Genomic DNA, 23,568 nt, shown 5'->3' with positions numbered 1-23,568 from the left:
CGAGAGAGACATCACGTCGCACAATATATCTTTTACGACGTCTTTAATCTCAGAAGAATCAAGACTACTCCCCTTAATTTATTTATTTTTTTAATTAATTATTTGTATTCATTTATTAATTAATTATTATAATCTAATCAATAATCATCAGCCCTACTTTCACCTCGTTTTATTAACTTCCTCATTTATTAATTAATATAATTATTAAATTAAATAAATATATCCACTTAAGCTAGACCTGGCAAACCCAAATCCAATTTATCTGTTTTATTCAAAAAAGGAGATTAAGACTTCTAAAATGTTAAATCAATTTCACAAATATTATATCAGCATATATCAGCGTTCGAAATCAGCATAGAATCAGCGATTTATAAAAAAACCAGGTAAATTGATACCTGGCAAGACATATAAAACGCTACAATCGCCAAATTTTAACAAATTTTACATCAGATATATCAGCGTTAGCATCTGCGTTAGAAATCAGTGTATAATCAGCTTCTACTTTAAATATTTCATTGGATCAACTGGATTACCATTAATACGAACCTCAAAATGTAAATGTGGACCAGTTGTCATCCAGCCAGCACCACGAGATCCAGGAGCGCCACCAGAAAGGCCTATAACATCGCCACGTTTTACATTTGCACCTTCAGCAACATAACAAGCAGATGCATGCCCAAATACTGTTGAAAGACCATTACCATGGTAGAGAAGAATATAGCTATACCCTAGCCCTGCATCACTATATTTTGCGACATATCCATCAGCTGGCGCATGCATTGGAGTTCCTTGTGGAGCTGGAATATCTATCGCATAATGTTGCAATCCCCAAAAAGAATAATAACTAGAATCCATAAAATAAGCGCTAATACCTTGAACAGGATTTATCGGCCAACCTAATTCCGCGCCACCCACATCTTGCCAATTATCTTGATTCGGATCATCTTGCTGTTGGCTTCTAATCTGTTGTTCAATTGCATAAATTTCATTATTCGCTGCGTCCTGTTCTTCCTTTGCTTTAGCAAGCAAAGCCTGAAATTCTTCTTCTTTGTCTTCAGTTTGAGCTAAAATATTTTCCTTTCCAGTCCTCTTTCCATCTAATTCTTCTTTTTCGTATGCCAATTGATCATCTAAATTAGCTAAATCCTTTGCCTTAGAATCTAAATCTTTCTTATTGCTTTCCATTTCGACTTTAATTTTTTGTACTTGATCTAATGTCTGTTGACCCTTATTTTCCAATGTTTCCAGATTATCCAATTGATCCAAAAATTGCGAAAATGAATTATAGCCAAATAAAATCTCAATTGGACTAATTTGATCATATTCATTAATCAATCTAATATATTCTCCCAAAACGACTTTTTGTTTTGAAATTTCTTGTTTCTTCAAATCAATTTCAGATCTCAATTTTTCAATCTCTAAATTCGTTCTCTGAATCTCAGCCTGAGTTTTTTGAATTTGAGCTTTTGTCTTATCAATTTCTGTATCAATAATCGTAATTTGATTTTTTAATGTAACTTGTTCGCTTTGTTTTTGATCAATTTGTTGCTGAAGTTCTTGAATTTTTTGATCAATTTGTTGAATATCATTCTTTTTTGCATCTAATTGTGAATTCAAATCAGCAAATGCATTAAAATTAAATGCAAATACAAAAAATAATATTATTACTGATAAAAATATTTTTTTGAACATAAATTTTATTTTATATTTTAATCTAAATTATTCTACAAATTTAATGCCTGATCAATTCTCTTTAATGTCTCATCTTTACCTAAAACAAAAGCAACTTCAAAAGGCGATGGAGACTTCTTTTCTCCTGTTAAACAAGACCTTAATGGCCATAACAGCTCTCCCCTTTTATCCTTAGCAATTTCCAACAAAACTTTCTCAATATTTTCTTTTGTCCAATCTTGAACTGAAATCTTACTTAATGCTTCTTTAGACATATTTAATGACGCCTTTAATTCATCATCAGTCATCTTTTTCCATAGCAATAATTCTTTATTATATTTAATGTCGGTAAAAAAGAATTTATTGTTTTCACCAACGGAAGATAAATTGTTTAATCTTTCTTTTTCTATTTCTAATACTTTTTTTAAATATTCTTCAGTCTTCTGTTCTGATTTTGCATTTTTATAAAAATCTTTTTGCTCAAAATAGGGCAAAGCTAATTTATACAACTCATCAATTGGCAAATTTTTAATATAATGACTATTAATCCAATCTAATTTTTTTATATCAAATACTGCTCCTGATTTATGAACTTTTTTTATATCAAATTTCTGTATTAGTTGGTTTAAATTAAAAAATTCTTCTTCACTCCCCTGTCCAGGATTCCAACCCAAAAATGCCACAAAATTTATTATTGAATCTCTTAAATAGCCTTTTTTAATATAATCCTCTACTGACACATCGCCTTGTCTTTTTGATAATTTAGTTCGATCAGGATTTAGAAGCAATGGCAAATGCGCAAAAAAAGGAACTTGCCAATCAAAATTATTATACAGCTGAATATACTTGGGAGTGCTAGATATATATTCTTCGCCACGAATAACATGAGTTATTTCCATCAAATGATCATCAATTACATTAGCAAAATTATAAGTAGGATATCCATCAGACTTTAATAAAATCTGATCGTCAAGCATGTCATTTTTAATACTTATTTTACCTCTAATCAAATCTCTATATTCTGTAAAACCAGCAGTATCTATTTTTTGTCTGATAACAAATTTTTCTTTATTAGCAATTTTCTTTTCTATTTCCTCTTTAGACAAATCTAAACATTTTCGATCATACATCGGCGCTCTACCATTTTCAATCTGCATTTTTCTCATTTCTTCTAGCCTTTCTTCAGTACAAAAACAATGATATGCCTTTTCTTTTTCAACTAGTTCAAATGCATATTTTTTATAAATATCTAAACGTTCAGATTGAATATACGGACCCTTATCTCCTTTTTGAATTGGCTTTCCATTTTCAACAAAAACACCTTCGTCATAGTCTAAACCTGCCCAATTCAAAGTTTTTATTAAATTATCCAAAGCACCCTCAACATATCTTTTTTTATCAGTGTCTTCAATTCTCAATACAAATTTTCCCTTATTTTGCCTAGCAAAAATATAAGCATATAATGCCGATCTAAAATTTCCAATATGCATGTATCCAGTTGGAGATGGCGCAAATCGTGTTCTTACCATAAAATATTATTTACCCAATTTATTAATTTTACTTATTTTACCAATTTTTACTAGTTTTATTAATTATATTTATCAATTTTACTCTTATAAACTAAATGCGTAAATTTAAATGTTGCCGTAATTATTCTTCCAAAACGCCAAGGTTCAAATAATACTCGCCATAACCATTCTAAACCAATTTTCTGAAAAAATCTAGGGGCTCTTTTCGCTTTTCCTGCAATAAAATCAAATGACCCGCCAACACCCATTGCTAATTTTACACTTGATAAATTTGGGAGGTTTCTAACAATCCATTTTTCTTGTTTAACTTGTCCAAAAGCAACAAAAACAACATCCGCTTGAGATTTATTAATTAATTCTTGAATAACATAATCATCACCTTCTTGATACGTACCTTCATAAACTCCAGCAATATTTAAATTTGGATAAACAGCTTTCATTTTTTTGGAAGTATACTCCCCTACTTTGTCAAAACCACCCAAAAAAAAGATAGAACAATTTTTGTGTTCACCTATCTTTGCTATTTCCCACATCAAATCAACACCACTGATTCTCTCCTGCAAAACACTTTTACAAAATCTTGGATAGAAAATTAAACTGATTCCGCTTATCATTATTCTAAAATTTTCGTTTACCCTTAGTAAAAATTTATTCTTCAAATTCGATTTCCAGTTTAAATATTTCGCCGCCCAAAGCATTCCAATACCATCAGGTATTGCTAAACTTGAATTATTAAGTATTCGTTTAAACTCGTCATCTTTCAAAGCAGCCATAATAAACTCAGGATTTACAGTTGAAATGTAATTCTTATTGTTCTCTACTAAAAAATTATTGATCTTTTCCAAGACTTGATCAAAAGTTAACTTATTAATTTTTACACCCAAAATATCTATTTTTTCCATAAAATAATTTTCTACTTGGCTTTAGCCAAGGTTCGGAATGCTTTAGCATTCGGTAAATGCTTTAGCATTTAGTTTAAAACAAACTTCTTTAGTGTTTTATAATTAGATCCTAGCTTTCCCCTTAACACACTTTCCATCAAATCAATTTCATTCACTCGCCAACTTCCACTTATTTTTTCATTTTCAATCAACCTAATTTCTTTTTCTGTAATTTTATCAATTCTGCCAATAGTCAAATGCGCTTTATACTTTCTTTTTTCAGGTTCAAAAAATTTATACTTTTTCAATTCATCTCCAATGATTTTTTGCAAGGTTTCAATTTCATTACAACTGTTAACTCGAAGAACAACTACTCTTGGCTGTTTCTTACTTGGAAAAAAATCATAATCTGCTAATTTTGCTATAAAGATTTTCAATTTAATCTTTGACAAGACACTTTTAACTTTTTCAATTTCATTATTGTCTAAATAGTTCAGAAAATGCAATGTAATATGTAACTTTTTTCGAGGTTCCCATCTTACACCATTAAAATCAGCAAAATTCTTTTGCACTTTTGCAATTTTTCTTTTTATACTGAGAGAAACATTTAATGAAATAAATATGCGCTTCTTTTTCATAACTTTAGTATAGCAAAATATTTGAAGATTTTCAAAAAAATGCTAGACTTAAAGCAAATGCAATACTTTGAAACAATAATAATTGGTGCGAGGCTTGCCCCGTACCAATTTTCTGCAAACTTTTAAAAAGCAATATTTTTCCAAAGTTATGAATCAAAATAAATTTTATGAAACAATAATAATTGGTGCTGGCCCTGCCGGATTATCAGCAGCCAAAACTCTTGCAAAACAAAACAAGAAAGTATTAGTATTAGAAAAAAATTCAGAATTTGGCAAAAAAATTTGTGCTGGCGGTTTAACACAAAAAGATATAAACTATTTTAACATTCCAATATCAATTTGTGATAAAAGTTTCAATTCAGCAAAAATTATTGTTTACAGAAAAATAATCAATTTAAATCAAAACGAACCTTATCTCTATACTGTTGAACGTGAAAAACTAGGATCCTATCTAGCAGAACAAGCAAAAAAATCCGGAGCAACTATTCTAACTAGCACAAAAGTTATTTCTATTCAAAAAAACTCTCTAAATACTGAGAAAGAAAGTTATCAATTTAAATATTTAATTGGCGCAGATGGAGCAAACTCTCTAGTTCGAAAGTTCCTAAAGATACCAACTACCAAATTAGCGACTACGATGCAAGTCCGAACAAATAAATTGTTCAAAGATTTTGAAATCAAAATTGACACAAAACTATTTGGTCCTCACTATGCTTGGATCTTTCCACACCAAAATCACACTCGTTTTGGAACAGCAACAGATCAAAAATATTTTTCAATTTCAAAATTAAGAAACAATTTTTTTGAATGGCTAAACAAAAATGGCATTACAGAAAAAAATATTGAGTCATTTCCAATTAATTATGATTATCGAGGAATGAAATTTAATAACTTTTTTCTTATCGGTGAAGCAGGCGGATTCACTAATGGATTAACAGGTGAAGGAATCTTTGGCGCTCTCCTATCTGGTCAAGAAGCAGCAAAAAAAATTATTGATCCAAATTATAAATATAGTGAAAAATTTAACAGACTCTTAGAACAAAAAAAATTCTGTGAAAAATTTATCAGTCTGTATAAAATAAAACCAATGATATCGCTTTTATATAGGTTGCTTCCTTATTATCTTAGAAATGAAAACAGAAAAGAAAAAGTCATTAATTACTTTACAAAATAATGTCATTTAATTTATATAATATTATTCCATCAATTAAATTACCTCCTGACAAAAATCAGGTTTTTTCTTATTTATCAAAAGAAAATATATCGCTAGGTCAAGTTGTTGAGATTCCTTTTCGTGGAAAAACAATAAAAGGTATCGTTTATTCACTGAACAATAATAATGTTCAAGAGCTTGGTTTTAAACCTAAAGAGATCATTAAACAAGTAGAAAATATTAATTTAACGAACAAGCAGATAGAACTTGCAAAATGGATTTCAGAATATTACCACACATCTGTTGCTTCTGTCATAAAGCTAATGTTGCCACAAGCTGTTAATCAAAGAACAAAAGAAAAAGATGTAAAATCAGATACTATCGCCTATCCAAAACTCACAAAACAACAACAAATAATATTTGAAAAAATAAATTCAACAAAAGATTTTAAAGTTTTTCTTATTCATGGAGTAACTGGTTCAGGCAAAACAGAAATTTATTTAAAATTAATTGAACAGCAAATAAAATTAGATAAACAATCAATTGTCTTAGTTCCAGAAATTTCTTTAACTCCACAAACAATCAATCGATTCTCCCAACATTTTAATCAAGAACAAATTGCAATTTTACATTCCAAATTATCAACTGGAGAAAAATTTACTCAATGGAAAAAAATAAAATCAAATAAAGCAAAAATAATTATTGGACCAAGATCAGCAATCTTTGCTCCCATTCAAAATTTAGGCATTATCATTATTGATGAAGAGCATGATTCATCATATAAACAATATGATCAAAATCCTCGTTACCATGCAAGAGAAGCAGCTATAAAATTAGCCAACATATTTAACACAAAAGTTGTCCTTGGATCAGCTACTCCAAGTATCGAATCATATTATATGGCTGAACAAAATATTTATTCACTACTAAAATTGCCTTCAAGATTCACCGCAAACTCAATAATGCCAAAAGTAGAAATTGTTGATATGCGAGAAGAATTCAAAAAGAGGAATTTCTCAATTTTTTCCGAAAGTTTGCAAAAAGAGCTAGAAACTATTATAAAAAATAATCGCCAAGCTCTGCTATATATAAATAGAAGAGGCATCGCCACATTTGTAAATTGTCGAGATTGCGGTTATGTTGCGACTTGCAAAAATTGCGATGTTCCTCTTACTTTTCATCTCTATAAACAAAATAATTTAAGCTGTCATTACTGTGGCTACACAACTCCCACACCGATTTCCTGTCCAAGATGCAAAAGTTCAGCTATAAAATATTTTGGCACTGGAACAGAAAAAGTTGAACAGGAGTTGCAAAAAATGTATAAATATGTTAGAATATTCAGGATGGATTCAGATACTACTCGCACCAAGCACTCGCATGCCCAAATTTACAATGATTTTAGGCTAAAAAAAGCCAATATCTTGATCGGTACGCAAATGATTGCCAAGGGCTGGGATCTTGAGGGAGTCGATCTTGTGGGCGTTATTTCTTCAGATGTTGGTTTGAATCTACCAGATTACAAAGCGCAAGAAAGAACCTTTCAACTTCTTACACAAATTGCTGGAAGAACTGGTAGAGGTATTACTCCTGGCAAAGTAATTTTTCAAACATATAAGCCAGATAGCTTTGTTATTAAAACTGCGTCCAATCATGATTTTGAAAGTTTCTACAAAAATGAAATTAAAACTCGTCGAGATCTTGATTATCCTCCATTCGTTAAAGTCATCAAGTTAATCTATAAAAATTCCGATCCAGACCAAGCCCAACACGAATCAGCGAATTTGGCAAACAAGCTTCGAAAACTTTTAACTTTAGACTTTAAACTTTTAACTATTTTAGGTCCTGCCCCATCGTTTTTTACAAAAATTCAAGGCCGATACATCTGGCAAATTATAATTAAACTTAAAGATCTAAAATTTAAAGATTATATCTTAAAACAAGTTCCTAATGATTGGATTGTTGATATCGATCCAGAGAGCTTACTTTAAGACAGTATTCGAAAACTCATTCGCAAATATTAGAAAATAAATTAGAGTGTTACATGAAGATTATTACTTATCCAAATGAAATCCTTAGAATGAAAACTCAAACAATTGAGAATTTTTCTGATATTCAAAAAATGGTTCCTGAATTTGTTAAAACTATGCTTGATCATGATGGTATTGGCTTAGCCGCTCCACAAATTGGAAAATCAATAAAATTAATTGCTATTCAAACTAAAGATGGACCAAAAATATTTATTAATCCAAAAATAACTTCTAAATCTTTAAAAAAAGAAATTGCTGAAGAAGGTTGTTTATCTTTACCTAAAATTTTTGGCAAAGTAAAAAGAGCCTACAAAGTTACAGTCAAATTCCAAGATGAAAATGGAAATAAAAACAAAATCACTGCCAAAGGACTTTATGCTCGTGTACTTCAGCATGAAATTGATCATCTCGACGGCATTCTATTTATAGATAAAATTATCAAATAAATGTTAAAAAATATAAAAACAATTTTTTTTGGTACACCTGATTTTGCTGTCCCAACTTTGAATTCTCTAATAAAAGGAACAAACTTAATTGCAGTTGTAACTCAGCCAGACAAAAAAGTTGGCAGAAAACAAATATTTTTACCCTCACCAGTCAAACAGATTGCAATTAAAAATAATATTAAAGTTCTTCAACCTCAAAAAATAAAAGAAAATATAGAATTCATAAATCAAATTAAAGATCTTAATCCTGATGTTATTATTGTTGCAGCCTACGGAAAAATTATTCCAAAAGACATTTTAAATTTACCAAAATATGGTTGTATTAATATTCATGCCTCTTTATTACCAAAATATCGCGGTGCATCTCCAATTCAAACTGCAATTCTAAATGGAGAAAAAGAAACAGGCATCACAATTATGGTTATGAACGAAAAAATGGATGAAGGCGACATAATTGCACAAAAAACTGAAAAAATATATAATGATGATACCTCAGAAACATTGCATAATCGTTTATCAAAAATCGGTGCTGAATTTCTCCTAAAAATATTGCCTGATTATATTAATAAAAAAATTACTCCCAAGCCTCAAGATAATAATCAAGCAACTTACACAAGAATCATCAAAAAAGAAGATGGAAAAATTGATTGGCAACAAAATGCCAAAAATATTTTACAACAAATTAATGCTTTCTATCCTTGGCCTTCAGCCTATACTTTTATCGACAAAAAACGTTTCAAAATAACAAAAGCAAGTATAATCAATCAAGATACAAAAAAACAAAATGGCACAATATTTATTCATGAGAATAAAATCGCTGTTGCCTGTTTTAAAAACATTCTTGTTATAGATAAATGGCAACCAGAAGGAAAAAAAGAAATCGCAACTTCAGATTATTTACGAGGAAATAAAAATATTATAAATAAAATCGCTATATAAAAAATAAAATGTCAGAACCATATAAAGCAAGCAAAAAAGAAACGATCATGTTAATTTTCGCAGTAATTATCGTAGTTGGCGGCATTATTGCTATTTTTGTTAAACCTCAATGGAAATTAAATATCAAGCCAGTCAAAAATAGCCAAACAAATTTGAACGAATCACAATCTACAATACCAACAATTACTGCTTCAGAATTAAAAGAAAAAATTGACAATCAAGAAAACATTTATATTTTAGACGTTCAAAGTGAACAAAATTATTTAACCAAGCATATTCCTGGTTCAATAAATATTCCATATGAGCAAGTCGAAGCAAGAATAAAAGAAATTCCAAATAATAAAGAAATAATTACAACTTGTACTAATGATAATACCTGCAAAACTTCAACGAAAGCCGCTGAGCTACTATCGTCAAAAGGATTAAAAAATGTTAAAAGTTTCAAGGAAGGAGTAACAGGTTGGGAAGAACAAAATTATCCAATAATTTCTGGATTCGATGCAATTTATAAAAGCATTAATTTAGATCAATTAAAACAAAAAATTGATAATAACGAGGATATCGTTATTTTAGATATCAGAGAAAAAGATAGTTTTGACAAATCACATATCAAAAATGCAATTAATATGCCATTCGAAGAAGTAGCTAACAGAATAAAAGAATTGCCTAGAAACAAAGAATTAATTGTTTATGATGAAACAGGAAATAGAAGCAAATTGATTGTCGAAAGTCTAACTAAAAAAGGTTTTACGCAAGCAATTAATCTCATCAACGGTTACCTAGATTGGCAAAACAAAAATTACCCAATCGAATAAAATATTTAAAAATTATAAACAAAAAACCTCTCGTCGAGGTTTTATTTTTGACTTTAGATTTTAAACTTTTGATTCGCCTAAGTTCCCATCTTCCATGAATTCAAGTATTTCTTTTGCTCAGGAGTCAATTTATCAATTTTGATACCCATTGAATCTAGCTTTAATCTTGCTACTTTTTCATCAATCTCTTTTGGCACAGAATAAACTTTTGACTCAAGAGATTTATAATTTTTAACAACATATTCAACGCACAATGCCTGATTAGCAAAGGACATATCCATTACGCTTGCTGGATGACCTTCGGCAGCAGCTAAATTAATCAATCTACCTTCTGCAAGTAAATTAATCTTTTTTCCATTCGCCAAAACATACTGTTCAACAAATGTGTTCACTAATTTCGAGCTCTTTGAAATCTTCTTTAACCCTTCAATATCAATTTCGGCATTAAAATGTCCGGAGTTGCAAACAATTGCGCCATCTTTCATTTTCTTAAAATGATTTTGAGCAATTACATTAAGATCACCTGTTAATGTGCAAAAAATATCTCCCAAGCTTGCTGCTTTTTGCATTGGCATTACCATAAATCCATCCATACTTGCTTCAATCGCCTTAATTGGATCAATTTCACAAACTATTACATTTGCACCCAATCCTTTTGATCGCATTGCAAATCCCCTACCACACCAGCCATATCCAACAACAACAACAGTTTGTCCTGCAAAAAGAACACCTGTTGCTCTAATTATACCATCAATCGTACTTTGACCTGTTCCATATCTATTATCAAACAAATGCTTAGTCAAAGCATCATTAACAGCAATAATTGGAAGCTCTAAAGCCTTATCTTTTTCCATTGCTCGAAGTCTAATAACTCCAGTTGTTGTCTCTTCCATACTGCCTAAAATATCTTTAATCTGATTTTTTCTTTTTGAATGCAATAATGAAATCAAATCGGCTCCATCATCTAAAGTCACAGCTGGCTTAAAATCCAAAACTTCATTTAAGTGTTTGTAATAAGTTTTCTTATCTTCACCTTTTATTGCAAAAGTGTTAATCCCAAAATCTTTTGTCAAACTTGCTGCAACATCATCCTGAGTAGATAATGGATTGGATGCGCATAAAACAATTTCTGCTCCGCCTGCTTTTATAGTTCTCATTAAATTTGCTGTCTCGCAAGTTACATGCAAACAAGCGCCAATTTTCATGCCAGAAAAAGGTTTTTCTTTCTTAAATCTTTCTTTAATTAAATTCAAAACAGGCATTTGCGACTCAGCCCATTCAATTCTCTTTTTTCCATTTTTCGCTAACTCCAAATCTTTTACATCTGATTTCATATTTTTTCTTTAAAATTTTTATTAAATCTTGTTTTAAAATTATTTAAGGTAAAACTATGTGTTTGCGTCCCATATTTTTCAACAGTATACGCTGAAGCACAAGCTCCAACTTTACCCATTTTATCAGCTTCAAAATTATTTAGCAAACCAAATACTAATCCAGCACGATAAGCATCACCTGCACCAGTAGGATCCAAAACCTTTTTTGGCTTTGCAATTGGAATTGTATATTTCTTATTATTAAAATATATTTCTGATCCTTTTGGACCTAATGTAATAATCAAATATTTTGTTAAATTTAGAATTTGCTGTTTAGTTAATTTAGTTTTTTGCAAAAAAACACTGAATTCATAATCATTCAAAATAGTGCATAATGAGCCTTTTGCCATTTTCGACAATTCATCACCAGTATAACCGCCAATTCCTTGTCCAGGGTCAAAAATATAAGGAATTTTCATATCCTGCAATTCTTTTGTATGCAATAACATTCCTTTATGACAATCAGGCGCGCAAATCGCCAATTCTGTTTTTTCTTTCTTAACAATCTTCTTCAAAGATAAATGATTATGTAACATTGCTCCTCCATGAAAAATCGTAATTTGATTATCATCCAAATCAGCAATTACATAACAAGAAGCTGTATAATCTTTTTTATGACAATTAATATAATTCGCTTTAATTTTGTTTTTCGCTAACCAAAGTTTATAATCAGCAAAATCTTTTCCAGCTGTTGCAAAAATAATTGGCTCAACTCCCAACAAATTAAGATTATAAGCAATATTACCAGCAGTTCCGCCAAATTCCTTAGATAATTTTTCAGCTCCAAAACAAACATTCAACATATGAATTTTGTCAGGCAAAATATGATTTTTGAATTTGTCATTAAAATTCATAATGTAATCAAAAGACAATGACCCGCATACTAAAACTTTTTTCATAAATATAATAACTTAACATTGAACAATTTCATTGTTCATAAATTTTTTATAAAATTGTTTTGTATTTTTTAATAATATTTTTAGCTTCAATTCCAGAAATTACTTTTAGCTTGCCATTCCTGTTCACTTCAATTAAACATAATTTGCTTCTGTTATCCAATTCATATCTTTTTAATCCCTTTTTATTTATAATATCTTTTATCTCAATTGGCAAAGCAAAATATAATTGACTTACAGAATAAAAAGTTCTTCTAGATATTTCCTTGATTATCGAATCCATTAATATATTAATTCTATTTTCAATCTCAATTGCCAAAATTTCAAATTTACTTGGCTTTTGTTCCATAACTAAGATATTAGGGATAAACAACAAATCTGCCCATTCAACTTTGATATTATATAGCACCTGCACAAATTTAGCTATCTCTTGATTACTCTTTTTATTTAATTTCATCTTGGCAATTTTTGCTGTTATCCTTTTAATTTCCTTCGCTTTTTTTTCAATTTTTTTCAATAATTCAGAATTATATTTTGGCTTCTTCTCGATCAGATTATTCAATACCAAAATGGCTTTCTCAAAATTTTCTTTTCGCCAATATAATATTCCTTTATTTTCCTTTATAACAATGTAAGCATTTTTAAAAAAAGGTCGTATTTTCTTATCTTTATTTTTGCCAACTGCAAAACCAAGAAAAAAGGAACTTAATTGCAACAAATTAGCTTTCTCAAATTTTTTATATGTTTTAAATATTTTTTTCATATTTTTGCATAAATAACTATGTTTTTAGCATAAATTATATGTTAAACTCATTATATGACATTTATAATGCTAAGTAAATACCTTTCCTAAGCCAGAATTCGAAAATATATTAGATTTATTAGAAAATTAATTAGAGTGAAAAACAAAACTATGGTCAGCATTGTTCTACCAACCTACAACGAAGTTGAAAATTTTAAAAAAATTGTCCGAGAAATATTAACTGTTTTTCGCGATAACAACATTGACGGCAACATTATCATCGTAGATGACAATTCACCAGATCAAACAGGTATTATGGCTCAAAGATTAAGCGAAGATATGCCAAAACAACTTTACGTCATCAATCGAGAAGCAAAAATGGGCTTAGGATCAGCTTATATCTCTGGATTTAAAAAAGCGCTCTTCTTAGGCGCTGACTATATTTTTGAAATGGACGCTGATTTTTCCCACAATCCGCATAGTATTCCAAGCTTCTTAAAAGCCATGAAGGATTCTGATTTGGTTATTGGATCAAGATATATTAATGGCGGATCAACAAAGAATTGGGAGCTTCATCGAAAATTGATTAGCCGTTTTGGAACATTATATGCCAAAACAATCCTAAAGCTAGAAATTGACGATCTTACTTCCGGATTTCGCTGTTATAAACGCCAAGTCCTAGAAAAAATTGATTTTGATCAAATCCAATCTGATGGCTATTCATTTCAAATTGAAATGGCGTATAAAACAAAATTAGCTGGCTTTAAAATAAAAGAAATACCAATTGTCTTTGCTGATCGCAAAAATGGTATTTCTAAATTCTCAAAAAAAATATTTTACGAGGCTTTCTGGATCGTCTGGAAATTAAGACTAAACTCAAAACAACAAACTTTAACTAAAAAATAAAATACCAGTATTTATCAAAGCATTAACAACTAAGATATATGAGAATAGTCTACTACAGCCTCCAACTCTTTAATTCTTTGTTTCAAACCTAACATCTCATCATCAGTTACAAAACCATTATTCCGGTAGATATCAAAACCCATTCTCTTTTCAACATGCTCCACTTTTTTTAACAACTTATTAAAATCTTTTCTTAGCATATTTGAATGGCATACATATCCATAAAATTTCATTAATTCAATTTTTGTTCGTTTTTTTGACATATATTTTTATTAAAATAAAATATTAAATCATTAAAACGTTTTTCTAACACTCTGAATTCTCCCATTAGCTTCAGATGTTCTTCTTGACTGCATACCTTTGTCAATTTCGAACGAAGATTGCCAAGCTCAATACTAATTCCTTCTAATTCTCTCTGATGCTCATCTAATCTTTTATCAACATCATCAAATCCTTTTTTAACCATCAAGGCTAATTTATCATTTTTTCATCAATTGATAATTTAAACTTATCTAATTTCTCAACAATTCCATCATCCTGCATCTTAAAACCATCCTTTATTAATTTTTTTAGATTTGTGAATTCTTTTTGTGTTTGCTTATCCATATATATTTTCTAACTTTCAATTTTAATATAAAACAATTTAACAATTTTAGCAATTGCACATTAATTCACCATCTTTAACAAATTTCCACATTTTTCGCACAATGTAATTTCCTTCAAGTCAGTATCAGCAATATTAATGGAAAAATGCATTGGGCATTTTATATTTAAGCAATGAGACAAACCAAAATTATGGCCTAATTCATGGATTGCTTCTTTTAAAACTCTTTCGTTAAATAAATTTTCATTTTTGTCTTTCAAACGAAATACTGACACAATACTTTGCCTGCCTGGACAATCACCTTGTCCAAAAATATAATTATATTCCAAAGCAAACAAATCTTTATTAGTTACAGCGATCATTTTTTCCAAATCTTCAAATTCTACTTTTTGCAGATCCAATAAAATTTTTTCTGCATCATATTGATTTTTTTCTGCATTAAAAGCAAAATCAGGCACATCAATTGGCCCGATTTTTTTTACACTAAAATCAAAAACTTTTTGTAAATTCAAAGCCAAATTTTCCCAATCTAGATCATCAACCGTTCCAACTTCCAATACATAGATACTATTCATAAATATTTTATTGCTGTTTTATACTATCAATATCAGACAATGTAATTGTATATTGACTCCCTCGTTTAACTTCGCCAGTCAACATTTTTTTCGCTAAAATATTTTCAACATAATTCTGTATTGTTCGCATAATCGGTCTAGCACCCATCAAAGGATCAAAACCAAGTTCTGCTAAGCGCTCAATTGCTGGCTCTTCAACTCTCAAATATATTCCTTTTTCTTGTTCTAATCTTTTTACCAATTTGCCAAGCAACATTTTCGTAATTTGTAAAACGTGTTCTTTTTCTAATGGCTTGAAATAAACTACAGATGTAAATCTATTCAAAAATTCTGGCCTAAATATGCCTTCTGCTTGCAAATAGTCAATCAATCTTTCTTTCAAAACAATTGGATCAAGATGCTGTTTTATTCCTTCTTGAATTAAATTAGCACCAGCATTCGAAGTTGCAATGATTAAAGTATTATTAAATCTAACTTTCCTACCTAAAGAATCAGTTAGCCAGCCTTCATCAAGCATTTGCAAAAATAAATTCAAAATATCCTTATGCGCTTTTTCAATTTCATCAAACAATACAACGGTAAAAGGATTTTCTTTTACAGCATTTGTCAATTCTCCTCCAGCCTTAGCATCAGGCGATCCAGGAGGTGCACCGATCAATCTATATACACCAGATAGATCTTGATATTCCGACATATCAAAACGAATCATTGTCTTTTCTGAACCAAAATATGCTTCTGCAAGAGCTTTTGTAGTTTCTGTTTTTCCAACACCAGTTGGACCCAAAAACAAGAAACTGCCAACTGGCTTATTGCCTGCTTCAACTCCTGACCTTGCCCTTCTTAAAGCATCAGAAACAACTCTTATCGCCTCTTCTTGATCGACTATTCGTTTATGTAAAAATTCTTCTAAATGCAACAATAATTGCTTTTCGGATCCGGTAACTTCTCCAATTGGCGCTTTTACTTTTTTCTTCATTAATGTCTCGACATGTCTAGGTAAAACAATCGTTCCTCTACCAAAAGCAGATCCAAAAACAATCACTTCATTCAATAAATCAATCGCTTTCTCAGGAAAAGGCTTTGAATACAAAAATTGATCAGCTAATTTATAAATTGATTTCAATGCTGGATAGCTCATAATAACACCGCCTTGTGATTCTAATCTTGGAGCTAGATCTTCCAATATTCTTAAAGTTACATTTTCATTTGGCTCAGCAATATCCATTATTTCAAATTTGTCAGCAACAGCAGATCTTGTTTCAATGTATTGGTGAAAATCATCTGCATTTGCAGTTGAAACAAAATATAAGTTTGGATTCTCCAAAAATGGCACTAAAACTTGCGATGCATCAATTGTTCCAACTTTGCCCTCGCCGCTTCCAAACAATTTTTGAATATTATCGATAAACAAAACAATGTTGCCAGCAACAACAGCATCAGACAAAACTGCTTCTAATCTTTCGATGATCTCACCAGGAGTCTCGGCACCTGCTAATAACCTATCAACATCCAATTCAATTAATCTCTTATTCGCTAAGCTTGAATAAGTCGTTCCTTCCATCATTCTTTTTGCTAATCCCAAAACAACTGTTCTTTTTCCAACACCAGGCTGACCAACCAAAATAACATTATGATGAGTTGCTCGAACTAAGACTTCTTCTATTTGATTAATATTTTTTTCATGCCCAATAATATGAAATGGCAATGCGCCTCTTAATATTTCATCAGTTACATCATGACCAAAAGTTCTTAAAGCTCTAGTATATCCATATGCCCATTCTCTTCCAATTCCTCCTCTTCTTTTCACATTGTCTGGATCAAAGTTTTTTTCTTTTCTGAATTTATAAAAAGCTGTTTCCCAATAAACAATATTTGCTATATCTTCTGTTTTCAAATTTAATTCAAACAAAATCTTTTTCATTAAAGGATCAAATACTGACAAAACGACAAATACGTCTCCGCAACTAATTATCTCATGACCTTCTAGATATCCAACTTCTAAAGCTTTTTTCAAAACTTCTTTTAGATCAAGATATCCTTTAGATTCAGTTGATGCATATTTTTCTACATTTTTTTCTAGTTCTAAAACGCTTAGACCAATCCTATTAACAATAAATTTTATCGATTTTACTTTCAAAAGCTCTAAAAGCAAATCAGAAGAATTAATCATTGCATTCTTTTTGTCTTTGCTTTTGCTTAATGTATTAGAAATTGCAATTGCCAAATTAATAGAAACAAAATCAGCCATATTAATATTTCCATCGCTCTTTGCAATATCTAAAGCACCTTTTAAAGGAATTAATGGCTTAACATTTTTTACTCCAGATTCATAAAAAATATGAAAAGATAAATATAATAAAGAAATAGCGAAAATAATCAATGCTAATCCCAACATTCTGCTATTAAAATTCAGATTATACAAACTCGAAAAATTATATAAAATTACAAAAGCTAAAGAAGCAATGCCTAATAGATAAACAAAAAATGATAAAATTTTAAAAATAAAAACACGCAAGAATCTAACTAATCCTGCATAACGAAATATTTTAGATTTTCCAGTATTGAATACAATCATAAATAAACTAATTTCTAATTTTCAATTTCTATTAAATTCTTAATATTCTAATTTCTAAACCTAACGAAATACTTGACGGAGTGTTTGAAAATTAGTTCATTAATAATTTAATAAAAATTAAAAATTAGAAATTGAAAATTAACGTAAATACAAAACTCCAAAAACAATCGCTTCAACTAACAAGAATGGTAATAATAACCAGATAATCATGATCGCAAATTCAAAACAAATCAGCACAGCAAAACAAATCAAAAAAATTAATAAAGTTATAGATTTGATAACAAATCCGAACATTCTAGCAATCATATTGCTCCCCCAAACACCAAATCTTTCCTGTAAACTCATTCCTTCAGTTGAAAAAATATCTCGTTTCCATGGCGCAAACAAAGTTGCAAGACAGATCTTTACAGAAAAAGTATCAACCAAAACCAAAATAAATGCTTTTAGATATTTAAGCATTCTAATTAGACCATAAGAATACCACCATTCAATATAATCCAAAAAAATTTGCATTTTTGTTTTAAAACGAAATAAATTCGTATTATGTTATATTTTTTCTATCTGTAGATCATTGGTAATTAGTGCAACACCTGCAACATCAGAAATCGCATCTTCTAAATCTTGTTTTTCTTCCAAAGTTTCAACAGATCCTGACAAAGTTACTTTTCCAGAATTAACTTCAACGTTAACATTATCTGTCAATATATCTTCTTCTTCAAGAAACATTTTTTCTATATCTTGATAAATATCTTTGTCTGATCTGTTATTTAGTTCTGGCATATTAGTTTGTTAAATTTGTTAGATTGGTTAAACTAGTTAGACTAGTTAAACTAATTAGACTGGTCAGATAGTAACAAGTCTAACCAATCTAACAAGTCTAACTTTTTTATCATTTTTATTATATCACAAAAAATATTATCTGTGTATCTGTGTTAAATCTGTTATAAATTTGTGTTAGATTTGTGGTTTTACCACGTCCAATTAGCAAATCCCCATCTCAACAAAGTTTCAACATCATTTGTTACACCATAATACGAAGAAGAACCTATGGCAACACTAATAATTTCATGCCCAGCTTTATCACGTGCTTTTGTCATCAGATTCATTCCAATTTCTGGCAGATAACCTGTTTTTCCACCCAAAATATACAAATTTGTATTCAATAAAACATTTGTATTCGTAACACTGATTGTCTTTCCTCCCAAAGTTTGATAAGAATATGCTTTTGTTGTAGAAGCTTGCATAATTTTAAATTTTTTCAATGCATCAATTGCAACTTTAACATAATCTTTGGGAGTACATGCATTACGCCAATCCAAACCTGTTGGATCATAGAAAGAACAAGAATCTGCTCCCACTTTTTTTGCTTTTTCATTCATCTTTGCAGCAAATTCAGAATCACTCATTCCTGTTGAATGAGCCAACGCTCTTGTTGCGTTATTCGCTGATTTAACCAAAGAAGTATAAAGCAAATCTTCTATTCTTATTTTATCGCCAGAAGTTAACCACACACTTTGTCCTTCTGCATTATCCCAAGGTTGATATGTATATATTTTATTCAAATCAACTCCAGATTCTAGAACAACATTTGCCGTCATTATCTTTGTCATTGAAGCTAAAGTCAATTTTCGATCACAGTCTTTGCAATACATAACTTTACCAGATTTTACATCCATCAAAACAGCTCCAATTGAATATAAATCTGGATTAGAAACACCAGCTTTTTTATTTGGCTCAACAATTCCTAATTTAGAAATTTTTTCTAAAACAACAACATCAAGAGATTCAATATCTGTCTTTGCAATCGCCAAATTCTTATTTTCATCAATTCTACTTTTTAATTCTTTCCACAATTTTTCGTCTTCATCCCAATAAAAAAATCCTTTTTGATTAAAAGTATTAGAATTATGCTTTAACAACAATTTTATCTTTCCTAATAAAACAAAATTATCAGAAACATTAGCAATTTCATAACGATAAATATTGCTTATTGCCTTATATCCTTCTGGTATTTTATAATCTGCTTTATCTAATTTCTTAAATTTAACATCAATCTGTTCTTCATCAATCAAGTTTGCCGGTATTTTAATTTGCAGTCTCTGCGATTTATTAAAGATTTGTTGAGATAATGTAAGCTCAGAACCAGTCAAATTATAAATAATCCCCCAATCTTTTGCTTTTGCAAAGCCAAAATTAGGCAAACAAATACTCAATACAAAAAACATTAATACAAAAATTCGTGAAATTTGTGGCCATAAGGCATTTGTGCGTATTCGTAAGTTAAGAATTTGTGATATCATATGAGTTTTAATTAACAATTTTCAGTTGACAAAAATATAATCTTGTGCTTATAATCAATCTGGTTCCTTGAAGTCCCAAGAAAGGGACAAAACGGAGGGAAAAGTGAGAAGGGCAAAAGAGACGATTGGAACTGTGATTATTCTCTGTGTCGTTTTCTTGCTTTCTACATTCATTACCAAAGCTCGAGCCGATGAAGTCGATATTGCAATTTGCAATGGTGATAAAATCTGTCTTCAGCTAATGGAACTTGGAAAAATCGATGAAAAAATAGAAAAAGTCAGAGAGGATCTCAAACTGGCAAGGCAATCTCTTGGATTGATGAGTCAATATACCGGAATGTGGAAAAATACCGAAGAATCTCGCGATTGGTTTCAAGTACAACGTGAATTTGTTTGCGCAACCAACGAAAGAATGCGACAAAATACCATTCCTAAGATCATTCAAGATCTCAATTCTTTGCATGAATCAAGTAATCCAGATATTTCACATCAAGCAAATCTAAAAATGCTAGGAATGCAACATGATCATGATATCATCTTTTTTCTTACTGAAACTCCCTGCGCCAAAGCAACAGAATATTGCCGAAAGTTCCTCTAATCTGCTCTTTTTACTCAAACGCTATTAAAGCGTTTTTTTATGACCAAAATTGTTCAAGTACTAAATTATTTAATTGCTAATCGTATTCAAATCTTAACAATTTAACAATCTAACAATTCAACAATATGTTTATTTTAACAAAAAAAATACAAAGTGTAAACTCTGTATTTAATATTCAATTTTTTTAATTTCCGAATATCCTAATATCCGAATATTATCTTTCTTCAACACAAATATCAGGAAATTTACTCTTTAATTTATTCAAAAGCATAGCAATATCTATTTTTTTACTTTGATCCAAATTTTGATCTAAATTTTTAATGTATCTAATATTTTGCAAATAATATTTCTCGCCTTTTTTCAGATATCCTGCCATTTTCATAAAATCATTTTCTATATGTTCTTGCGGAAAAACAGTCGTCCTAAATTCATGATCAACGGAAGATTCCTGGATTAATTTAAAAGACTTTTTACAATTTTCAATAATACCCAAGCCCTGTGCCCTATGCCCTAAACCCACAATTTCCGAATATCTTTCAAATGGTGCTTTTAAATCCATAGCCACATAATCAAGTAATTTTTTGTCAAAAAGTTCTTTCAACATTTTAGGGTTTGATCCATTTGTATCCAGCTTAACCAAATATCCAATCTTTTTAAGCTTTACAATAAAATCAATCAAATCAGCATGCAAAGTTGGCTCGCCTCCTGTGATACAAACTCCATCTAGCATTTTTTTCTTCTTAACCAAATAACCGAAGACCTCTTCCTCGGTTACTTTGTCCGCCAAAGTCCCGCAGGACGTAGGCGGATCGTTATATACCAATTCTGGATTATGGCAAAAAGGACACTTAAAATTACATCCTTGCAGAAACACTATTGCGCAAATCCGGTCTGGATATTCCAATAGGCTTAATTTCTGAAATCCTGCTATTTTCATATTTTAAATTCTTAATTTCATATTCTTTGCGTTCTTTATATTCACTTTGCTTGCCTTTATTCCATTGTGAAACAGGTCTAAAATATCCCATTACTCTTGACCAAACTTCGCATTCTTTTTCACAAATTGGGCAATTCTTTTGCTCGCCATTCAAATAGCCATGCGTTGGACAAATGCTAAATGTCGGAGTCATCGTAAAATATGGCAATCTGTAATTTTCAGCTACTCTTTTTACTAAATCTCGACAAACTTTCCAATTCATAATCCTTTCGCCCAAAAATAAATGCAATACTGTTCCGCCTGTATATTTAGTCTGCAAATCATCTTGATGATCCAAAGCTTCCATTGGATTATCAGTATAACCAACTGGCAAATGAGTTGAGTTTGTATAATATGGCGCATCTTTTGTTCCAGCTTGAATAATATCTGGATATCTTTTCTGATCTTCTTTTGCAAACCTATAAGTCGTTCCTTCTGCCGGAGTTGCCTCCAAATTATAAAAATTGTTTGTCTCTTCTTGATAGTCAGCTAATTTTTTTCTCATAAAATCCAAAACTTCAACAATGAATTTCTTCGCTTCTGGATGAGAAATATCTTTTTTTAAAAAATTCAAACAGGCTTCATTAGATCCGTTAATGCCAATTGTTGAAAAATGATTATGCAAAGATCCAAGATAGCGTTTTGTATATGGCAACAATCCTTTTTCCATGTTTTCCTCAATTACTTTTCTTTTCATATCTAAAGAAGTCTTTGCAAGATCCATTAATCTTGCTAATCGTTGTAAAAATTCTTCTTTTGTTTTAGCTAGATAACCAATTCTTGCCAAATTAATAGTTACAACACCAATACTGCCAGTCATTTCTGCTGAACCAAACAAACCTCCGCCTTTTGCTTTCAATTCACGCAAATCTAATTGCAATCTACAGCACATGCTTCTGACATCAGATGGTTTTAAACTTGAATTCAAAAAATTTTGAAAATAAGGAGTGCCATATTTAGCAGTCATTTCAAATAATAATTTTACATTTTCATTTTCCCAATCAAAATCTTTTGTAATATTATAAGTTGGAATTGGAAAAGTAAAAATTCTGCTTTTATTATCTCCAGTAATCATTGTTTCAATAAAAGCTTTATTGACTAAATCCATTTCTTTTTGGCAATCTCCATAAGTAAAATCAACGACTTTTCCACCAATTACTGGTTTTCGATCTTTCATATCTTCTGGACAAACCCAATCTAAAGTAACATTTGTAAATGGCGTCTGTGTTCCCCATCTTGATGGAACATTTAAATTAAAAACAAATTGCTGAATGCATTGAAAAACTCTTTCATAACTTAATTTATCAACTTTAACAAATGGCGCTAAATATGTGTCAAAAGATGAAAATGCTTGAGCGCCTGCCCATTCATTTTGTAATGTTCCTAAAAAATTTACCATTTGACCCAAAGCTGTTTCTAAATGTTTTGCTGGACCAGATTCAACCTTACCAGAAACACCATTAAATCCTTCTTCAAGAAGTTGCCTAATGCTCCAACCAGCGCAATAGCCTGAAAACATATCCAAATCATGAATATGATAATCACCATGGATATGCGCTTCTCCAACTTCCTTTGGATAAATTTTGTGCAACCAATAATTAGCTACTACTTTTCCAGCAGTATTCAAAATCATACCGCCTAAAGAATAGCCTTGGTTTGCATTTGCTGAAACTCGCCAATCCATCTTTCCTAAATATTCATCTATGGTTGACAGAACATCAACATTTACTTCTTTTCTCTCCTTTTTTGTTTGTTTGTTTTGATCCTTCATATTTTAATTTTATTTTTAATAGAAAATATTTATTATTTTTAATATATAAATTTTTAAAAGCAAACTTTAAAGCACTTTATTATATTAGACTGACTATAAAAAATTAAACTAACTTTATCCGCCATAGTCTCGCAAGACGAAGGCGGATTA

24 protein-coding genes are annotated in these 23,568 nt (G+C 30.2%); 7 read left to right on the top strand and 17 right to left on the bottom strand.

From position 1 onward, the window contains the following. Positions 1-498 precede the first annotated feature (498 nt). The 4 genes from WC663_05595 to thpR form a co-directional block, all read right to left on the bottom strand. The gene (locus tag WC663_05595; GenBank protein ID MFA6296804.1) at positions 499-1,692 is read right to left on the bottom strand and encodes a peptidoglycan DD-metalloendopeptidase family protein; all 1,194 of its coding nucleotides are present in this window, start codon (positions 1,690-1,692) and stop codon (positions 499-501) included. Between the two features lie 32 nt (positions 1,693-1,724). Further along, on the bottom strand, positions 1,725-3,200 hold the full coding sequence (gene gltX / locus WC663_05590) for a glutamate--tRNA ligase (GenBank protein MFA6296803.1): 1,476 nt from the start codon (positions 3,198-3,200) through the stop codon (positions 1,725-1,727). A 59-nt stretch (positions 3,201-3,259) separates the two neighbouring features. Continuing rightward, positions 3,260-4,102: a WecB/TagA/CpsF family glycosyltransferase gene (locus tag WC663_05585; protein ID MFA6296802.1), complete on the bottom strand. Its 843-nt coding sequence runs from the start codon at positions 4,100-4,102 to the stop codon at positions 3,260-3,262. Between the two features lie 68 nt (positions 4,103-4,170). Then, positions 4,171-4,719, bottom strand: a complete 549-nt coding sequence (gene thpR / locus WC663_05580) for an RNA 2',3'-cyclic phosphodiesterase (GenBank protein ID MFA6296801.1) — start codon at positions 4,717-4,719, stop codon at positions 4,171-4,173. A gap of 85 nt (positions 4,720-4,804) precedes the next feature. Between thpR and WC663_05575 the strand changes: the two genes are divergently transcribed. The 5 genes from WC663_05575 to WC663_05555 are packed head-to-tail and all read left to right on the top strand — an operon-like array spanning position 4,805 to position 10,102. Beyond that, complete coding sequence (locus WC663_05575) at positions 4,805-5,893, top strand: NAD(P)/FAD-dependent oxidoreductase (protein MFA6296800.1); 1,089 nt, start codon at positions 4,805-4,807, stop codon at positions 5,891-5,893. Next, positions 5,893-7,863, top strand: coding sequence for a primosomal protein N' (priA, locus tag WC663_05570; protein ID MFA6296799.1), 1,971 nt, complete (start codon positions 5,893-5,895; stop codon positions 7,861-7,863). The genes WC663_05575 and priA overlap by 1 nt, the downstream gene beginning before the upstream one ends. Before the next feature lie 53 nt (positions 7,864-7,916). Next, positions 7,917-8,348, top strand: a complete 432-nt coding sequence (gene def / locus WC663_05565) for a peptide deformylase (GenBank protein MFA6296798.1) — start codon at positions 7,917-7,919, stop codon at positions 8,346-8,348. Beyond that, positions 8,349-9,287 carry a methionyl-tRNA formyltransferase gene (gene fmt / locus WC663_05560; GenBank protein ID MFA6296797.1) on the top strand — a complete coding sequence of 313 codons (939 nt, stop codon included), beginning with the start codon at positions 8,349-8,351 and terminating at the stop codon, positions 9,285-9,287. Between the two features lie 8 nt (positions 9,288-9,295). Beyond that, positions 9,296-10,102: a rhodanese-like domain-containing protein gene (locus tag WC663_05555; GenBank protein MFA6296796.1), complete on the top strand. Its 807-nt coding sequence runs from the start codon at positions 9,296-9,298 to the stop codon at positions 10,100-10,102. 77 nt (positions 10,103-10,179) lie between these two features. Here WC663_05555 and ahcY read toward each other — a convergent pair whose 3' ends face one another. Genes ahcY through WC663_05540 form a run of 3 tightly spaced genes read right to left on the bottom strand, consistent with a single transcriptional unit; the run spans position 10,180 to position 13,134 of the window. Further along, positions 10,180-11,436 (bottom strand): adenosylhomocysteinase, encoded by a 1,257-nt coding sequence (gene ahcY / locus WC663_05550; protein ID MFA6296795.1) that lies wholly within the window; start codon positions 11,434-11,436, stop codon positions 10,180-10,182. Then, complete coding sequence (locus tag WC663_05545; GenBank protein ID MFA6296794.1) at positions 11,433-12,374, bottom strand: carbohydrate kinase family protein; 942 nt, start codon at positions 12,372-12,374, stop codon at positions 11,433-11,435. The genes ahcY and WC663_05545 overlap by 4 nt, the downstream gene beginning before the upstream one ends. Before the next feature lie 46 nt (positions 12,375-12,420). Then, positions 12,421-13,134: a hypothetical protein gene (locus WC663_05540; protein ID MFA6296793.1), complete on the bottom strand. Its 714-nt coding sequence runs from the start codon at positions 13,132-13,134 to the stop codon at positions 12,421-12,423. 135 nt (positions 13,135-13,269) lie between these two features. Between WC663_05540 and WC663_05535 the strand changes: the two genes are divergently transcribed. Beyond that, positions 13,270-14,019 (top strand): polyprenol monophosphomannose synthase, encoded by a 750-nt coding sequence (locus WC663_05535; GenBank protein MFA6296792.1) that lies wholly within the window; start codon positions 13,270-13,272, stop codon positions 14,017-14,019. 29 nt (positions 14,020-14,048) lie between these two features. Here the strand turns inward: WC663_05535 and WC663_05530 are convergent, their stop codons facing one another. The 8 genes from WC663_05530 to WC663_05495 form a co-directional block, all read right to left on the bottom strand. Beyond that, positions 14,049-14,282, bottom strand: a complete 234-nt coding sequence (locus tag WC663_05530; protein ID MFA6296791.1) for a hypothetical protein — start codon at positions 14,280-14,282, stop codon at positions 14,049-14,051. After that, positions 14,252-14,485 (bottom strand): hypothetical protein, encoded by a 234-nt coding sequence (locus WC663_05525; protein MFA6296790.1) that lies wholly within the window; start codon positions 14,483-14,485, stop codon positions 14,252-14,254. Before WC663_05525 ends, WC663_05530 begins: the two co-directional genes overlap by 31 nt. A gap of 5 nt (positions 14,486-14,490) precedes the next feature. Beyond that, positions 14,491-14,625: a hypothetical protein gene (locus WC663_05520; protein ID MFA6296789.1), complete on the bottom strand. Its 135-nt coding sequence runs from the start codon at positions 14,623-14,625 to the stop codon at positions 14,491-14,493. 60 nt (positions 14,626-14,685) lie between these two features. After that, positions 14,686-15,198: an archaemetzincin family Zn-dependent metalloprotease gene (locus tag WC663_05515; GenBank protein MFA6296788.1), complete on the bottom strand. Its 513-nt coding sequence runs from the start codon at positions 15,196-15,198 to the stop codon at positions 14,686-14,688. 7 nt (positions 15,199-15,205) lie between these two features. Then, entirely contained in the window at positions 15,206-17,773 is a 2,568-nt protein-coding gene (locus WC663_05510) for an ATP-dependent Clp protease ATP-binding subunit (protein MFA6296787.1), read from the bottom strand. 138 nt (positions 17,774-17,911) lie between these two features. Then, positions 17,912-18,286 carry a hypothetical protein gene (locus tag WC663_05505; GenBank protein MFA6296786.1) on the bottom strand — a complete coding sequence of 125 codons (375 nt, stop codon included), beginning with the start codon at positions 18,284-18,286 and terminating at the stop codon, positions 17,912-17,914. A 33-nt stretch (positions 18,287-18,319) separates the two neighbouring features. After that, the gene (locus tag WC663_05500) at positions 18,320-18,553 is read right to left on the bottom strand and encodes a BON domain-containing protein (GenBank protein ID MFA6296785.1); all 234 of its coding nucleotides are present in this window, start codon (positions 18,551-18,553) and stop codon (positions 18,320-18,322) included. Positions 18,554-18,741: 188 nt separating this feature from the next. Further along, positions 18,742-19,998: a serine hydrolase gene (locus WC663_05495; protein MFA6296784.1), complete on the bottom strand. Its 1,257-nt coding sequence runs from the start codon at positions 19,996-19,998 to the stop codon at positions 18,742-18,744. Between the two features lie 178 nt (positions 19,999-20,176). Between WC663_05495 and WC663_05490 the strand changes: the two genes are divergently transcribed. Next, positions 20,177-20,671, top strand: coding sequence for a hypothetical protein (locus WC663_05490; protein MFA6296783.1), 495 nt, complete (start codon positions 20,177-20,179; stop codon positions 20,669-20,671). Between the two features lie 214 nt (positions 20,672-20,885). Here the strand turns inward: WC663_05490 and WC663_05485 are convergent, their stop codons facing one another. Both WC663_05485 and WC663_05480 read right to left on the bottom strand, forming a co-directional pair. Next, positions 20,886-21,608, bottom strand: coding sequence for an anaerobic ribonucleoside-triphosphate reductase activating protein (locus WC663_05485; protein ID MFA6296782.1), 723 nt, complete (start codon positions 21,606-21,608; stop codon positions 20,886-20,888). After that, positions 21,526-23,418 (bottom strand): ribonucleoside triphosphate reductase, encoded by a 1,893-nt coding sequence (locus WC663_05480; GenBank protein ID MFA6296781.1) that lies wholly within the window; start codon positions 23,416-23,418, stop codon positions 21,526-21,528. Before WC663_05480 ends, WC663_05485 begins: the two co-directional genes overlap by 83 nt. Positions 23,419-23,568 lie beyond the last annotated feature (150 nt).

This window comes from Patescibacteria group bacterium, assembly GCA_041662665.1.
GTDB lineage: Bacteria > Patescibacteriota > JABMPQ01 > JABMPQ01 > JAQVVF01 > JAQVVF01.
This window is presented reverse-complemented; position numbering and strand designations above follow the sequence as displayed.

What these genes read in the sequence shown, in the direction of transcription:
- priA (MFA6296799.1), top strand. Translation starts at nt 5,893, where the DNA reads ATGTCATTTAATTTATATAATATTATTCCATCAATTAAATTACCTCCT.
- WC663_05520 (MFA6296789.1), bottom strand. Translation starts at nt 14,625, where the DNA reads ATGGATAAGCAAACACAAAAAGAATTCACAAATCTAAAAAAATTAATA.
- WC663_05485 (MFA6296782.1), bottom strand. Translation starts at nt 21,608, where the DNA reads ATGAAAATAGCAGGATTTCAGAAATTAAGCCTATTGGAATATCCAGAC.
- WC663_05585 (MFA6296802.1), bottom strand. Translation starts at nt 4,102, where the DNA reads ATGGAAAAAATAGATATTTTGGGTGTAAAAATTAATAAGTTAACTTTT.
- fmt (MFA6296797.1), top strand. Translation starts at nt 8,349, where the DNA reads ATGTTAAAAAATATAAAAACAATTTTTTTTGGTACACCTGATTTTGCT.
- WC663_05500 (MFA6296785.1), bottom strand. Translation starts at nt 18,553, where the DNA reads ATGCCAGAACTAAATAACAGATCAGACAAAGATATTTATCAAGATATA.
- WC663_05540 (MFA6296793.1), bottom strand. Translation starts at nt 13,134, where the DNA reads ATGAAAAAAATATTTAAAACATATAAAAAATTTGAGAAAGCTAATTTG.
- WC663_05495 (MFA6296784.1), bottom strand. Translation starts at nt 19,998, where the DNA reads ATGTTTTTTGTATTGAGTATTTGTTTGCCTAATTTTGGCTTTGCAAAA.
- gltX (MFA6296803.1), bottom strand. Translation starts at nt 3,200, where the DNA reads ATGGTAAGAACACGATTTGCGCCATCTCCAACTGGATACATGCATATT.
- def (MFA6296798.1), top strand. Translation starts at nt 7,917, where the DNA reads ATGAAGATTATTACTTATCCAAATGAAATCCTTAGAATGAAAACTCAA.
- WC663_05525 (MFA6296790.1), bottom strand. Translation starts at nt 14,485, where the DNA reads ATGGTTAAAAAAGGATTTGATGATGTTGATAAAAGATTAGATGAGCAT.
- ahcY (MFA6296795.1), bottom strand. Translation starts at nt 11,436, where the DNA reads ATGAAATCAGATGTAAAAGATTTGGAGTTAGCGAAAAATGGAAAAAAG.
- WC663_05480 (MFA6296781.1), bottom strand. Translation starts at nt 23,418, where the DNA reads ATGAAGGATCAAAACAAACAAACAAAAAAGGAGAGAAAAGAAGTAAAT.
- thpR (MFA6296801.1), bottom strand. Translation starts at nt 4,719, where the DNA reads ATGAAAAAGAAGCGCATATTTATTTCATTAAATGTTTCTCTCAGTATA.
- WC663_05555 (MFA6296796.1), top strand. Translation starts at nt 9,296, where the DNA reads ATGTCAGAACCATATAAAGCAAGCAAAAAAGAAACGATCATGTTAATT.
- WC663_05530 (MFA6296791.1), bottom strand. Translation starts at nt 14,282, where the DNA reads ATGTCAAAAAAACGAACAAAAATTGAATTAATGAAATTTTATGGATAT.
- WC663_05510 (MFA6296787.1), bottom strand. Translation starts at nt 17,773, where the DNA reads ATGATTGTATTCAATACTGGAAAATCTAAAATATTTCGTTATGCAGGA.
- WC663_05515 (MFA6296788.1), bottom strand. Translation starts at nt 15,198, where the DNA reads ATGAATAGTATCTATGTATTGGAAGTTGGAACGGTTGATGATCTAGAT.
- WC663_05595 (MFA6296804.1), bottom strand. Translation starts at nt 1,692, where the DNA reads ATGTTCAAAAAAATATTTTTATCAGTAATAATATTATTTTTTGTATTT.
- WC663_05545 (MFA6296794.1), bottom strand. Translation starts at nt 12,374, where the DNA reads ATGAAAAAAGTTTTAGTATGCGGGTCATTGTCTTTTGATTACATTATG.
- WC663_05505 (MFA6296786.1), bottom strand. Translation starts at nt 18,286, where the DNA reads ATGCAAATTTTTTTGGATTATATTGAATGGTGGTATTCTTATGGTCTA.